Annotated in this window: 10 protein-coding genes; 7 read left to right on the top strand and 3 right to left on the bottom strand. The window is 65.7% G+C overall.

What is annotated here, in order from left to right:
* Window positions 1–189: 189 nt before the first annotated feature.
* On the top strand, window positions 190–435 hold the full coding sequence (locus tag DLM46_RS22815; protein WP_115104113.1) for a hypothetical protein: 246 nt from the start codon (window positions 190–192) through the stop codon (window positions 433–435).
* 261 nt (window positions 436–696) lie between these two features.
* Here DLM46_RS22815 and DLM46_RS22810 read toward each other — a convergent pair whose 3' ends face one another.
* Window positions 697–849, bottom strand: coding sequence for a DUF3096 domain-containing protein (locus DLM46_RS22810; RefSeq protein ID WP_115104110.1), 153 nt, complete (start codon window positions 847–849; stop codon window positions 697–699).
* 224 nt (window positions 850–1,073) lie between these two features.
* On the opposite strand from DLM46_RS22810, the gene DLM46_RS22805 reads away from it, so the two are divergent.
* Window positions 1,074–2,363 carry a lactonase family protein gene (locus tag DLM46_RS22805; RefSeq protein WP_115104108.1) on the top strand — a complete coding sequence of 430 codons (1,290 nt, stop codon included), beginning with the start codon at window positions 1,074–1,076 and terminating at the stop codon, window positions 2,361–2,363.
* A gap of 147 nt (window positions 2,364–2,510) precedes the next feature.
* Here DLM46_RS22805 and DLM46_RS22800 read toward each other — a convergent pair whose 3' ends face one another.
* Window positions 2,511–6,347: an FtsK/SpoIIIE family DNA translocase gene (locus DLM46_RS22800; RefSeq protein WP_115104105.1), complete on the bottom strand. Its 3,837-nt coding sequence runs from the start codon at window positions 6,345–6,347 to the stop codon at window positions 2,511–2,513.
* A gap of 441 nt (window positions 6,348–6,788) precedes the next feature.
* The gene (locus DLM46_RS22795) at window positions 6,789–7,316 is read right to left on the bottom strand and encodes an META domain-containing protein (protein WP_244306339.1); all 528 of its coding nucleotides are present in this window, start codon (window positions 7,314–7,316) and stop codon (window positions 6,789–6,791) included.
* Window positions 7,317–7,800: 484 nt separating this feature from the next.
* On the opposite strand from DLM46_RS22795, the gene purT reads away from it, so the two are divergent.
* The 5 genes from purT (at window position 7,801) to DLM46_RS22770 (ending at window position 13,313) form a co-directional block, all read left to right on the top strand.
* The gene (purT, locus tag DLM46_RS22790) at window positions 7,801–9,015 is read left to right on the top strand and encodes a formate-dependent phosphoribosylglycinamide formyltransferase (RefSeq protein WP_115104103.1); all 1,215 of its coding nucleotides are present in this window, start codon (window positions 7,801–7,803) and stop codon (window positions 9,013–9,015) included.
* Window positions 9,016–9,117: 102 nt separating this feature from the next.
* Window positions 9,118–9,330, top strand: coding sequence for a DUF6726 family protein (locus DLM46_RS22785; protein ID WP_115104101.1), 213 nt, complete (start codon window positions 9,118–9,120; stop codon window positions 9,328–9,330).
* A gap of 124 nt (window positions 9,331–9,454) precedes the next feature.
* Window positions 9,455–9,823, top strand: coding sequence for an MliC family protein (locus DLM46_RS22780; RefSeq protein ID WP_115104098.1), 369 nt, complete (start codon window positions 9,455–9,457; stop codon window positions 9,821–9,823).
* Window positions 9,824–10,092: 269 nt separating this feature from the next.
* Window positions 10,093–11,745 carry an acetolactate synthase large subunit gene (locus DLM46_RS22775; protein WP_115104096.1) on the top strand — a complete coding sequence of 551 codons (1,653 nt, stop codon included), beginning with the start codon at window positions 10,093–10,095 and terminating at the stop codon, window positions 11,743–11,745.
* Between the two features lie 131 nt (window positions 11,746–11,876).
* Entirely contained in the window at window positions 11,877–13,313 is a 1,437-nt protein-coding gene (locus tag DLM46_RS22770; protein WP_115104094.1) for an aldehyde dehydrogenase family protein, read from the top strand.
* The last annotated feature ends 354 nt before the right edge of the window (window positions 13,314–13,667 follow it).

The following is a 13,667-nucleotide window of genomic DNA, read 5'->3' as shown; positions in this document are numbered from 1 at the left end:
CTCGTGTCCTTGTTACTACCGGACTCGCGCGATGCGCTTTGGTTCAGCGCGCAATGGGGCAAAACGCGAGTTGGTAAATTGTCAAATCACTGCCTACAATCGGACTTCAACCTGCTGCGCCGCGCTTTCCGGCTAGCGCATCGGGTTTGCCCCTGGCGCGTGCAGACGCCGTCTCGGAGGACCAAAGCCATGCTGAACCCGTCGAAATCCGATTGCATCACGATTCTCTCGGCCGCCAGCGAACTTGCCGACGATTCGATGTTGCCGCTCGACCCTGGCCGCCTCGGCTTGTCCCGCAACGGGATGCTGGCCGCCGCTGCGTTCCTTAGCGAACGGGCCTGCTTCCGCCATTACCGCGAAGGTGACGGCCATTATGCCGTCGGCGCGCTGTCGCTGCAGGGGCGCCTGCGGCTCGAGCAGCTGTCGCACGGCTGATCATCCCGCAGGCACGGGTTTCGGCATCGCGCCGTTTGTCAGCTCGGTTTGTCAGCTCCGGTTGTCCGTAGCTGCCCGCGGTTTGCCGCCTGGCGTCACTACCAGGCTCTTCGTCACGGCAACCGTCACCGCGCGTGCCATTCGTTTCGCTTCCTTCCGCTTTCTTCCGCTTTCCTCTGATACCTGGCCGCGCTCATGCGGAGCGATCGCCGGGCCCGCACCGCGCCCGGCCGTTCATCTTTTGCCGCCGTCTGCCGCCGCTCAGAAGTGCGACGACCCCACGCCGAAGAGTCCAATGATGCCGATGATGATCAGATAGAGCGCGACGATGTAGTTCAACAGGCGCGGCATGACGAGAATCAGAATGCCGGCGATCAACGAAACGAGCGGGCCCAGGCTGAGTGTGACGTTCATGAAGACTCCGTGGTGTGAGACTCGATTGAGAAGAACGATCTGCGAGGTGGGAACGATTGCTGCTCGAGCACACCGATAACCGGTAGCCGGATTGGCTGCATGATCCGGCGCAACGCTTTTATACTTGCGTCGATTACTACAATGCTCATGCTCGACAGACGGCGCGGCAGACCAGCGACACATTACAACCGATTCAATCAAATAACCGATGTCCAGGAGGTCGTATGCTTCGTCGTGCCACGGCCGCGGTGCGCGCCGTTTCAGGCTCTGCTTTGCCGTTACCGTCAACGCCAGGATTCGCCGGACGGCCGGCGCCTGTGCGCTCCGCCCGCTCGATAATAAAAGGTTTCGTGCTCATGGTCTCGATTGTCGCGTCGCATGCGTTTGCGCAAGATGCCGGTCCGGCTCCCGCCGACGGCGTCTATGACCTGCTGGTCGGCACTTATACGGGTGGCGGGAGCGAGGGACTCTACGTCTATCGCTTCGACACGAAGACCGGCGAGGCGACCCGCGTATCGGCCGCGCAGACGGTCAACCCGTCGTATCTGGTGGTCAGCCGTGACCGCCGCTTCGTGTACGTGGTCAATGAGTTGCCCGGCGACAACGGCCCGGCGACGCAGCGCGGCGGCATCAGCGCATTCCGCTTCGACGCCGCGAGCGGCCAGCTGAGCTTCCTCAACAAGGTTTCGTCGGACGGCAACGATCCGTGCTATCTGAGCCTGTCGCCGGACGGCAAGTATCTGCTGGGCGCGAACTACTCGGTGGCCGCTGACCCGGGCGGCAGCTTCGCGGTGTTCCCGTTGCGGGCGGACGGCCAGGTCGGCGCGTCGGTGCTCACGGTGCATCACGAAGGCGGCGGTCCGGTGAAGGGCCGCCAGGACAACTCGCACGTGCATTCGACGGTGTTCTCGCCTGACGGCCGTTACCTGTTCGCGCAGGATCTCGGCGCCGACAGGCTGTACTCGTATCGCTACACGCCCGACGGCAGCCGCGGCCTGTTCGGCCCGACCGACTCGCGCTACACCCAGGAGAAGGCCGGCACCGGCCCGCGCCATCTGGTGTTCGGCGTCGACGGCAAGCATGCGTACCTGACGAGCGAGCTGAACGCCACGGTCAGCACCTTCGAGTACCACGACGGCAAGCTTGCGCCAGTGCAGACGCTGTCGCTGACGGAGCCGGGTTTCAAGGGGGCGGTGGGCGCCGCGGCGATCCATCTGTCGCCGGACGGGCGCTTCCTGTACGCGTCCAATCGCGGCGATGCAAACGAGATCGTGATCTTCTCGGTCGACCCGGGCAACGGTCGTCTGAAGAAGATCGGGCATCAGTCGAGCCTCGGCAAGTCGCCGCGTGAATTCGCGATCGACCCGACCGGTAACTGGCTGATCGTCGGCAATCAGAACAGCGACACCGTGTACGTGTTCAGGCGCGATCAGCAGACTGGTTTGCTCGAGGCGAATCCGAAGCGCTTCGACATCGGCTCGCCGGTGGATTTCAAGCTGGTTTCGCCGTCGTGAGGATTGGGTGACGCGTGCGATGTGAAGACACGCGTTGAATAAAAGACGGGCCGCTCGAACGAACTGCACCCCGCAAAGTTGGACACCCATCCAACCTTTGGGGCGCGGTTCAAAGCGGCCCGTCTTTTATGGCTTGCTTTGCTGCGTCTATTCAGCCGGTCCTGGTGCGAGCACTTCGCGGCTGCCGTTGATGCCCATTGCCGACACGAGGCCCGCTGTCTCCATCTGCTCGACGAGGCGCGCCGCGCGGTTGTAGCCGATGCGCAATTGCCGCTGCACCGACGAGATCGACGCGCGCCGTGTCCGCACCACGAAGGCGACGGCTTCGTCGTAGAGCGGGTCGGCTTCGGCGTCCGGCGTGTCGCCGAACAGATCCTGCGCCGCACCGCCATCGGTGGCCGGGCCGTCGAGAATGCCTTCCTCGTATTGCGGCTCGCCGAACTGCTTCAGATACTCGACGATCCGATGCACTTCCTCGTCGGCGACGAATGCGCCGTGCACGCGCTGCGGGTAACCCGTGCCCGGCGGCAGGAACAGCATGTCGCCCTGGCCGAGCAGCGATTCCGCGCCCATCTGATCGAGGATCGTGCGCGAGTCGATCTTCGACGACACCTGGAACGCCACCCGCGTTGGAATGTTCGCCTTGATGAGGCCTGTGATCACGTCCACCGACGGCCGCTGCGTCGCGAGAATCAGGTGGATGCCGGCGGCGCGCGCTTTTTGCGCGAGCCGCGCGATCAGCTCTTCGATCTTCTTGCCGGCAACCATCATCAGATCGGCCAGCTCGTCGATCACCACCACGATGAGCGGCAGCGGCGCGAGCGGCTCGGGCGCTTCGGGCGTGAGCGAGAACGGATTGCCGAGCTTCTTGCCCTTGGCTTCGGTGTCGCGGATTTTCTGGTTGAAACCGGCCAGATTGCGCACGCCGACCGCCGACATCAGGCGGTAGCGTTTTTCCATCTCACCGACGCACCAGTTCAGCGCGTTGGCCGCCAGCTTCATATCGGTGACGACCGGCGCGAGCAGATGCGGAATGCCTTCGTAGACCGACAGCTCCAGCATCTTCGGATCGATCATGATCAGGCGCACTTCTTCGGGCGTCGCCTTGAAGAGCAGCGAGCAGATCATCGCGTTGATCGCGACCGACTTGCCCGAACCGGTCGTGCCCGCGACCAGCATGTGCGGCGCCTTCGCCAGATCGGCGACCACCGGATGACCGGTGATGTCCTTGCCCATCGCCAGCGTCAGCTGCGAATGCGAGTTCTGGTAGACGCTCGCTTCGAGAATTTCGGACAACCGGATCGTCTGGCGCTTCGCGTTCGGCAACTCGAGGCCCATGCAGGTCTTGCCGGGAATCGTCTCGACGACGCGGATCGACGTGAGGCCGAGGCCGCGCGACAGATCCTTCATCAAGCCGACGATCTGGCTGCCGCGCACGCCGAGCGCCGGCTCGATTTCGAAGCGCGTAATGACCGGGCCGGCCGAGTGGCCGACCACCGTCACGGGCACTTTGAATTCCTGCAGGCGCTGTTCGATCAGGAGCCCGGTCTCGATGAGCTTTTCTTCGGACACCGGTTCGACATCGGTGTCGGCGTGCGCGAGCAGATCCAGCGTGGGCAATTCGACCATCGACGCGGCGGGCGCGTGGAACTCGAAACCGTTGGTCGGGCTGTGGCCGCGCAGCGGCGCACGCGGGGCTGCAGGTTCGGCAGGTTCAGCAGGTTCGGCTGTCGGTTCGGCGGTGAACGGCGCCGACGATGGCGCGAATGAAGCGATCGGTGCGGTCGTCGGCCCGCCGGTGCGCTCGTCGGCGAAATCATCCGTTGCTGCCGGTTCGTCTTGCGCCGCGAAGCCAGGGAAGCGGACGACGTTCGACGCGTGCGGTGCGCTTTGCGGCGATGCGGCAGCAGCCGCGTCCTTTTTTTCCGGCATATCTGACAGGGCGGGGGAGTCCACCGGGTCGGTTTCGATTTGTGCGGCCGCTTCGCTCGTGTTCACGACGTGCAGCGATGGCACGGTGTGATGCGTGGCGGCGGTATCGCTCGACGCGGTGGTGTTGCTCACGCGTTGCGCACCCGCCGACGCTGCCGCGCCCAGCGACACGACGGCCTCGATGCTGGTTTCCCAAGGCACGAGGGTTTGATCGATGACGACTTCGGCGATCGGCGCCGCCGCGAGGGCAGGTGCTTGCGTCTGGATCGGCTCACGCCGCTCGATATGCACTGCCGGGGAGCTTGCGTTGCCCGGGGCTCCAATCTGCGGCGAAGCGGCAGACGTAGGCTGTCCTGCGTGCGCTGCGTTGACGGCATCCTCGGCTGCGGCGGCAGCAACGTTCGACGTTGTCACTGTTACTGGCGACTCGATAGGCCATTGCACGACGGGCTCGCTGGATTCCGTCACGCGCGCTTCGGGCGCGGCCGCCATCTGCGCCGTTTCGACGCCAGGGCTCGTCGATCGATACGCGGGCGCTGGGTGGTCTTCACCCGGCGCAGCAGGCGCGCCCGCTTGCAGCGCCGCAGCTTCCGCGCTTTCGGTTTGCGGAAGCGGGTTTGACGCCGGTGCCGCAGTGGAGGCTTCGACAGGAGCAAACGCGGGAGCCGGCGAAACCGTCGTCACCGTCGCCGTTTCCGCACCGGTGCTGCGTGCGAGACTTACACCGGCGAGATCGGTCCAGCGCGCGGCGTTTTCCTCGATGCTGCGAAGGGTTTCCTGCACGCTGGCGGGCGGCGTGACCGGCTGCGTCGTCGCCATCGGCCGCGTGTAACCGGGCGCGGGCGAGTCGTGCCGGGCCGGACGGCGCGCAATCGCTGTTGCGCCGAGGTTCGTCCCCGGGGCGGCCGCGAACGTCTGCCCGGCGGACGTGGGCTGGCTGCCTGAAGGCACGGCGCTTGCAGCGCCCGGCCGTGCGGACGGAAGGCTCACTCCGGACGTGGAACTTGCAGCCGTATTTGCCGCGGCGCCTGAAACGGTTCGCGCAGCATTCAGCGTTTGCGACGCGGGTGCCGCGACGGCCGGCGCGACTGCTGCGCCGGCCAGGCCTGCCGCACCCGAGCCAATGCCGATGGAACCCGCCGGCCGTTGCTCCCCGGCCGGGCGCCGGCCCATCTGCGCGCCGCCATCGCGAGCCGGGGTCGCGCGCGAGCCCGCTCCCGATGCCGTTGAGGATGCCGGGCCGCGGGGCGCCGCTGCCGGATCGCGCAACCATCCGGCCGGCGTAACCGGCTCGGCGGGCATGCGCGCCGCGGTCCTATCCTGGTTCAGGGCTTGCCTCGTTACCGGCGCCTCGCGCGGCGGCGTTCCCGACGGCGTCCGCGTTGCCGGCTCAGTTTGCTGTGTCTGGCTGCGCGGCTTCACTCCGCCGGCGCGCCAGTTCGCCCCGGCGCCGCGCGCCGTCGCGTCTTTGCCTGCCGCAGCCACACCCGTCACACTCGCGGCCCCCGCCGCAGGCGTGCCGCGCCCGCTCGCCGGCGGCCGCCAGACGGTCGGGCGGGCATAACGTCCGGTGCGTCCGTTGTTTTTGGGCGGCATCGTATTGGCGGGCGGCGAAACGTGCGACGGCAAACCGTCATCGACGCTGCGATGGCGGCGCGCTTCCTCGTCGCGTTTGGCGAGACCGCGCGACAGGCCGAGGCCGAACGCGCCGTCGGCCCATACCGCGACGTCGCGCCAGCGGAACTCGAGCAGCCAGGGCAAGCTGATCGCCAGCAGCGCGAGCGCCGCGAGCGGCGTGCCGGGATGGCCGAACAGATGACCGAAGCCTGCCGCCAGCGCATGTCCGGCACCATTGAAGCCCACCGCGCCAATCAGCGACGCCTCCAGCGTGCAGCTCGCCACCATCACGCAGACGAAGCCGAGCCAAAGGCGGATCGTGCCGGGGCCGCGCAAACCCGCGCCGCCCGGCAGCGCCGACTTCACGAGGCGCCACAAAAGAGGAATGAACCAGACGGCCGACCCGCCGAACCAGCCGAAAACTACCGTGTGCATGCTTGACATCAACGAATGACGGACGCGCAAAAACGCAATCCGTCGAGTTTAAACCGGCGAAGCCCGATGCTTCGAAGGCAGACGCAAGTTTGCTTGCGCCCGGTAGGAAAGCAGGCCGGCGCGCGGCCTGCCGTCGGTGAAAAACAACGGCTGCCGCGACAACCGGCGCGCGTCATGCGGACAGCCGCGGCGGCAAGGAGGCCGCCGCGCCGCCCGGACCGCATGGCCCGGACCGCATGGCCCGGACCGAATGGCCCAGACCGCATGGCCCAGACCGCATGGCTCAGACCGAATGGCTCAGACCGAATGGCCCAGACCGCATGGCTCAGACCGCATGGCTCAGACCGAATGGCTCAGACCGAATGGCTCAAACCGGATGGCCCACACCGAATGGCCCACACCGAATGGCCCGGACCGCGTGGCCCAGACCGCACGGTCCAGTCATTTTGCGCGGCGGTCGAACGTCAGCGTGTCGCCGTTATCGAGCACCAGCTGCATCTGCTGCGGCTCGCGCATTTGCACACCGGTACGGTCGATGTGTACGAGCGCGTTGAGATACGCACCTTCGATCTGTCCGCCCGGCGTCATGCACGCCATGCGTGTGCCGCCCAGCGTGCCGAAGCCCAGTTTGCCGTCTTTCAGCGTGTACGAGCCCATGTAGCGGTTGCAGCCGGAAAAGCCGCTGGCGTGGCGCTGGCCTTTGTCCGTGGACAGCACGAGCGTGATCGGCGCGCCCTCGGCGGCGGACGGAACCGCACGCGCCGTGCCGTCGGCCTGCTTCCAGCCCGAGAGCACCCAGCTGGTGTCGTCGAGCAGCTGCGTCGCGGCAGGGTTGAACGGGTCGGGCGGCGCGGCTTCCGAGTCGGGATGTTTCGGCATCGCGCAGGCGCTGCACAGCGCAGCCACGCTCAACGCGGCGACGGCGGTGCGCGCATGAGCATGCAGCCAGGTACGCAGATAAGCGCGCAGCGGCGAACCAGCCGGCGTGACGGCACGACGGCGGGTCGCTGCAGCGGCCACGCGCGGTGCAGGCGGCGCGGCTTGTGGCGCGACTTGCGACGCGACGTGTGACGCGACTTGTGGCGTGGCCCGGGACGCTGCGGACAACGTGGACGACGGTGTGGCAGGCTGCGCTGCCGTCGACGGCGCACAACACGTTGCGATGAAGCGCGCAATACGTCGCGCGGAGGGGCTTTGGAGCATGGCGTCGTTCCACTTCAAACTGGCGAAGGCGTAAGGGTAACGCACTAAGCTCGCCGCACGCGAGCGCGACCGCGTGCCGAGGGCGCCGCAGCGCTGTCGCGCGCCTTGCGCGCAGACTGCGCTGCGGCCGGCGAGCGAGGCGTGGCAAGGGGTTATGTCGGGGTGCGCATCGAGGTATGTATCGGGGTGCGCATGTTAACATCGTGTTCCACTCAATCCCACCCTCATCCGACTTTTATCTGGAGACCCCATGCAGATCGGCAAACGGATCGGCACCCCCCTTTTTGGATCCGCCACGCGCGTCATGCTGCTCGGCGCCGGCGAGCTCGGCAAGGAAGTGATCATCGCGCTGCAACGGCTGGGCGTCGAAGTGATTGCGGTCGACCGTTACCCGAACGCGCCGGGCCACCAGGTCGCGCACCGCTCGCACGTGATCGACATGACCGACCGCGCCGCGTTGCGCGCGCTGGTCGAACAGGAGCGCCCGCATCTGATCGTCCCCGAGATCGAAGCGATCGCCACCGACGCGCTCGCCGCGATCGAAACCGACGGTCTCGCCGAGGTGATCCCGACCGCGCGCGCCACGCAACTGACGATGAACCGCGAAGGCATCCGGCGTCTCGCCGCCGAGGACCTCGGCCTGCCGACCTCGCCGTACGCATTCGCCGATTCGCTCGACGAACTGCGCGCGGGCATCGCCAAGGTCGGCTACCCGTGCGTGGTGAAGCCGGTCATGTCGTCGTCGGGCAAGGGGCAATCGGTGCTGAAGAGCGACGCCGACGTCGAACCCGCGTGGCAATACGCGATGGCCGGCGGCCGTGTGAATCATGGCCGCGTGATCGTCGAAGGTTTTATCGACTTCGAATACGAAATTACCCAGCTGACCGTGCGCGCGATCGATCCGGCGAGCGGCGAAGTCAGCACCTGTTTCTGCGATCCGATTGGCCACGTGCAAGTGGCGGGCGACTACGTCGAGTCGTGGCAGCCGCAGCCGATGAGCCCGCTCGCGCTCGAACGATCGCGCGAAGTAGCGCACAAAGTGACAGCGGCGTTGGGCGGCAGGGGCCTGTTCGGCGTGGAACTTTTTGTACGCGGCGATGACGTATGGTTTTCGGAAGTCAGCCCGCGTCCGCACGATACGGGTCTCGTCACGCTATGCTCGCAGCGCTTTTCGGAGTTCGAGTTGCATGCGCGCGCGATCCTCGGTTTGCCGGTGGATACTTCGTTGCGCGCGCCGGGGGCGTCGGCGGTGATTTACGGCGGTCTGGACGAAGTGGGCATTGCTTTCGAAGGTGTCGCGGCGGCGTTGGCGGTGCCGAACGCGGATCTGCGCCTCTTCGGCAAGCCGGAGAGTTTCGTCAAGCGCCGCATGGGCGTAGCGCTCGCCAGCGGCGCGAACATCGACGAAGCGCGCTCGCGGGCGAAGCAGGCTGCGGCAGCGGTGCATCCGGTTTCCGCGAAGTAACGCGTGCTGAAGCGCGCCGGACCGTCTCGACATGCAATGAAGTCACGCGCGCTTTGCAAACCCGTAGCGCGCGAATCCTGAATCGTTGAAGTAGAGGTAGGTATGGCCCTGGAATCTCGCAAAGATACGCGACGTGGGACGCCTGGCCGGCTTGGCGCACTCGCCGTGCTGCTCGCGCTGTGTGCCGGGATGACAGGGTGCGGCCTTGCCGCCGCGCCGTGCCGGGTCGCTTCGGCGGGTTTGAAGATCGTGCCGCTGGTCGGCCACGTCGCCGCTGCGCCCACTGATGCGTGCGCCGACGTGATCGATCCTTAGAGCGGTCCCATCGGCGATTCGTCAGCGATTCATCGGCGATTCATCAGCGGGCCGTGGGCGGCCCGCAAGCGCTCCGCCGGCGTGCCGGCCTATGCATGATGCGCAACGACAAGCGAGGCATTCGATGAAGAAATGGCTTGTTGCAGTAACCGCGGCGGTGAGTTTCGCGGCGCTGTACGGCAACGCATGGGCCGCGCCATTGCGGCTCGCCGAGATTCAGGCCAAAAACCGGCAAACGCAGAAATACACCTGCGCGACCGGCAAGATCCTGCAAGTGACGTATTGGAACACGGCGAACGGCCAGAGCTTCGCACTCGTGCCGGTGAAGGGCCAGCAACTGCTCTTCGTCAACACCCTGTCGGCCTCCGGCGCGAAGTATCAGGCCGGCAGCTACACGTGGTGGACCAAAGGCCCGCGCGCCGAACTGTACGACGCAATGGACGGCGAAAACGCGCCGCCTGTGCTGTCCGACTGCATCACTCTCAATCGCTGAGCACGACGTGGCGGCTTTCTCTACCGTGCCGCCGCTTGCCTCGTCTGACCTCTGCCTCGCGGTATCGCCCGCCTGCGCGCATCTTTTCCGTTCGAGTAGTAAGCTGTCCGGCATGGCATTCGCTCTATCCGACCGTGCCTCGCAGTGCTCCGCTGTGCCCTGCGGGCCAGGCCGCGCGTTGCCGGCGCGGCGGCCGTCTTCGATCGTCCGTTCCCGGACCTCAACGCGCGGGCTCATGGCCCGCGTCGTTTCATCAAGCGAGACCCTCCATGAAAGCATCGGACCTGTTCGTCAAATCGCTGGAAGCCGAAGGTGTCGAGTATGTGTTCGGTATCCCCGGTGAAGAAAATCTCGATCTGCTCGAATCGCTGCGCCGCTCGAAAATCCGTCTGATCCTCACGCGTCACGAGCAGGCAGCCGGTTTCATGGCCGCCACTTATGGGCGTCTCACCGGACGCACCGGCGTCTGTCTCGCCACCCTCGGTCCCGGCGCGACCAATTTCGTGACCGCCGCCGCGTACGCGCAGCTGGGCGGCATGCCGATGCTGATGGTGACCGGGCAAAAGCCGATCAAGTCGAGCAAGCAGGGGCATTTCCAGATCGTCGACGTGGTGCGGATGATGGAGCCGCTCACCAAATACACGCGGCAGATCGTGTCGATCGCCAACATTCCGGCGGCGGTGCGCGAGGCGGTCCGCCAGGCCGAGGAAGAGCGGCCCGGCGCCACGCATCTGGAGTTGCCCGAAGACGTCGCGCACGAAGAGGGCGACGGCAAGCCGATTCCGAAGAGCTACAGCCGCCGTCCGGTCGCCGAGGAAAAAGCGGTGGCGCGCGCGGTCGAGGCGATCACCAGCGCGAAGCACCCGTTGCTGATGATCGGCGCGGGCGGCAATCGCAAGACCACCACGCGGATGCTGCGCGAATTCGTCGACCAGATCGGCATTCCGTTCTTCACGACACAGATGGGCAAGGGCGTGATCGACGAATCGCATCCGATGTGGCTCGGCAACGCCACGCTCTCGGACGGCGACTTCGTGCATCGCGCGATCGACCACGCGGACTGCATCATCAACGTCGGCCACGACGTGATCGAGAAGCCGCCTTTCTTCATGCGCAGCGGGGAAGCGGGTGAGAAGACTGTGATTCACGTGAACTTCCTGGGTGCGGAAGTCGATACGGTGTATTTCCCGCAAATCGAAGTGGTCGGCGATATCGCCAACGCAGTGTGGCAACTGAAGGAAAGTCTCAAGGAGCGTAAGGAGCATTGGGATTTCACGCGCTTCAAGGAGATCAAGCAGCACTTCGAAGAGCACCTGGTGAAGGGCCAGCACGACGACCGCTTTCCGATGTATCCGGTGCGGATCGTCAACGACGTCTACGAGACTGCGCCGGCGGACGGCATCGTGTGTCTGGACAACGGCATGTACAAGATCTGGTTCGCGCGCTACTACCGCGCGCACGAACCGAATTCGCTGCTGCTCGACAATGCGCTGGCTTCGATGGGCGCCGGTTTGCCGTCCGCGATTGCCACGAAGATCGTGCACCCGGATCGCAAGGTGATGGCCGTCTGCGGCGACGGCGGCTTCATGATGAATTCGCAGGAGCTCGAGACGGCGGTGCGCCTCAAGCTCGATCTGGTGATCCTGATCCTGCGCGACGACGCGTTTGGCATGATCCGCTGGAAGCAGGAGAACATGAATTTTCCCGACTACGGCATGACGCTGCGCAACCCCGATTTCGTCGCGTATGCGCAGAGTTATGGAGCGATCGGGCATCGGGTGGAGTCGGCGGCGGACTTCGCGCCGTTGCTGCGCGAATGTTTCGCGACACCCGGTGTGCACGTCATCGACGTGCCGATCGATTACTCGGACAACGAGCGTGTGCTCAATCGCGAGATCAAGCGGCTGAGCGCGCAATTGTGAGTGGCACGCACGCGGCAGACGGGCAGCGCGGGTTAGCGTAGCAGGCGTAGTAAGCGTACCCGAGGTGGCGGGGCATAGCCCCTGCTGGCTGCATCGCTGCTGACCATGCATCGGATCAAGGAGAACGCGTCATGTTGCAGAAGACTTACCCGTACTACCTCGCCAACCAGGCGGTGGCCGCCAACACCGATCTCGAAGTGACCGACAAATTCAGCGGCGAGGTAGCGACCCGCGTCGCGATGGCGGACGCGGCCGCCATCGACAAGGCGATCGGTTATGCCGTCGACGCGTTGCCTGCGTTGCGCGCGTTTCCGCCCTTCAAGCGCCAGGCCGTGCTGGAACATTGCGTGAAGCGCTTTCGCGAGCGTTACGACGAACTCGCGCTCGCGCTCTGTATCGAAGCCGGCAAGCCGATCAACGACTCGAAAGGCGAAGTCACGCGGCTAATCGATACGTTCAAGGTGGCGGCCGAAGAGTCGGTGCGCATCGATGGCGAGATCGTCAATCTGGAGATCTCGCCGCGCGCGAAGGGCTATCACGCCTATGTGAAGCGCGTGCCGATCGGTCCGTGCTCGTTCATCTCGCCGTTCAATTTCCCGTTGAATCTGACCGCGCATAAGGTTGCGCCGGCGCTCGCCGCGGGCGTGCCGTTCGTGCTGAAGCCCGCGAGCCGCACGCCGGTCGGCGCGCTGATCATGGGCGAGATTCTGGCGGAAACGGACTTGCCGAAAGGCGCATTCTCGATCCTTCCCGCGCATCGGGACGGCGCCGATCTGTTTACTACCGACGAGCGATTCAAGCTGCTGTCGTTCACCGGCTCGCCGGCGGTCGGCTGGGAGCTGAAGAAGAAGGCCGGCAAGAAGAAGGTGATTCTGGAGCTGGGCGGCAACGCGGCGGCGATCGTCGACGGCGATCAGGGCGGCAAGCTCGATTACGTGGTCGACCGGCTTGCGTTCGGCGCGTTCTACCAGTCAGGGCAGAGTTGCATCGGCGTGCAGCGGATTCTGGTGCATGCGAAGGTCTACGACGCGCTGCGCGAAAAACTGATCGCGAAGACGAAGTCGCTGGTGATGGGCGATCCGAAAGACGAAAAGACCTTTGTCGGGCCGATGATCTCCGAGTCGGAAGCGAGACGCCTCGCCGGCTGGATGGAAAGCGCGGAGCAGGCGGGCGCGGCAATCGTCGCGGGAGGCAAGGTCGAGGGCGCGATGTTCGAGGCGACGCTGCTCGAGGGCGTGAAGCGCGACACCGATCTGTATCGCAAGGAAGCCTTTGGGCCAGTGGCGATGCTGGAGCGTTTCGATGATTTCGACGCGGCGCTGACTACGGTCAACGACAGCGACTTCGGCCTGCAAGCCGGCGTGTTCACCGATTCGCTCGCGCATGCGCATCGCGCGTGGGACCTGCTCGAAGTGGGCGGCGTGGTGATCAACGACGTGCCTTCGTTCCGGGTCGACAACATGCCGTACGGCGGTGTGAAGGATTCGGGGCTGGGGCGCGAGGGTGTGCGCTACGCGATCGAGGATATGACCGAGCTGCGGCTGATGGTGATGCGCGAGACGTGGTGACGGGCGGGGCGGCGTGCTGCCGGGGATGTTTCTGGCGCTCGGCGCCCGCGGACGCGGTTTGTGCGCCGGAATCCGGCCCCGGGCCGGATACTGCCGTCGGGCGACAGCGCGGGCGCGGCATCGCTGCTGTCACGCAACTGTCGTCTGCACCAACTACGCTGCCAGCGAGGCGCCCGCGTGCGGGGCTGCGATTGGCCCAAGCCGGCCCGCACGGCCGGTTGACCGGGTCGCCCGGACGGTTTTGCCGGCGTAAGCAGAAAGCCGGCACATGCGCCATGAGTGTTTTTGCTGAAGTGCTACAATAGCGCCCTTTCCGGCGGGTGTTTCCGCCGGCCGGAGCCGGCCGCATTTTTT

The organism is Paraburkholderia lacunae (genome assembly GCF_003353175.1).
Classification (GTDB): Bacteria; Pseudomonadota; Gammaproteobacteria; order Burkholderiales; family Burkholderiaceae; genus Paraburkholderia; species Paraburkholderia lacunae.
The sequence above is the reverse complement of the archived record's forward strand: the minus strand, read 5'-3'. Positions and strand labels throughout refer to the sequence as shown.

Excerpts from the sequence above, each read along its gene's own strand:
- DLM46_RS22815 (WP_115104113.1), top strand. The coding sequence starts at position 190 with ATGCTGAACCCGTCGAAATCCGATTGCATCACGATTCTCTCGGCCGCC.
- DLM46_RS22810 (WP_115104110.1), bottom strand. The coding sequence starts at position 849 with ATGAACGTCACACTCAGCCTGGGCCCGCTCGTTTCGTTGATCGCCGGC.
- DLM46_RS22805 (WP_115104108.1), top strand. The coding sequence starts at position 1,074 with ATGCTTCGTCGTGCCACGGCCGCGGTGCGCGCCGTTTCAGGCTCTGCT.
- DLM46_RS22800 (WP_115104105.1), bottom strand. The coding sequence starts at position 6,347 with ATGCACACGGTAGTTTTCGGCTGGTTCGGCGGGTCGGCCGTCTGGTTC.
- purT (WP_115104103.1), top strand. The coding sequence starts at position 7,801 with ATGCAGATCGGCAAACGGATCGGCACCCCCCTTTTTGGATCCGCCACG.
- DLM46_RS22785 (WP_115104101.1), top strand. The coding sequence starts at position 9,118 with ATGGCCCTGGAATCTCGCAAAGATACGCGACGTGGGACGCCTGGCCGG.
- DLM46_RS22780 (WP_115104098.1), top strand. The coding sequence starts at position 9,455 with ATGAAGAAATGGCTTGTTGCAGTAACCGCGGCGGTGAGTTTCGCGGCG.
- DLM46_RS22775 (WP_115104096.1), top strand. The coding sequence starts at position 10,093 with ATGAAAGCATCGGACCTGTTCGTCAAATCGCTGGAAGCCGAAGGTGTC.
- DLM46_RS22770 (WP_115104094.1), top strand. The coding sequence starts at position 11,877 with ATGTTGCAGAAGACTTACCCGTACTACCTCGCCAACCAGGCGGTGGCC.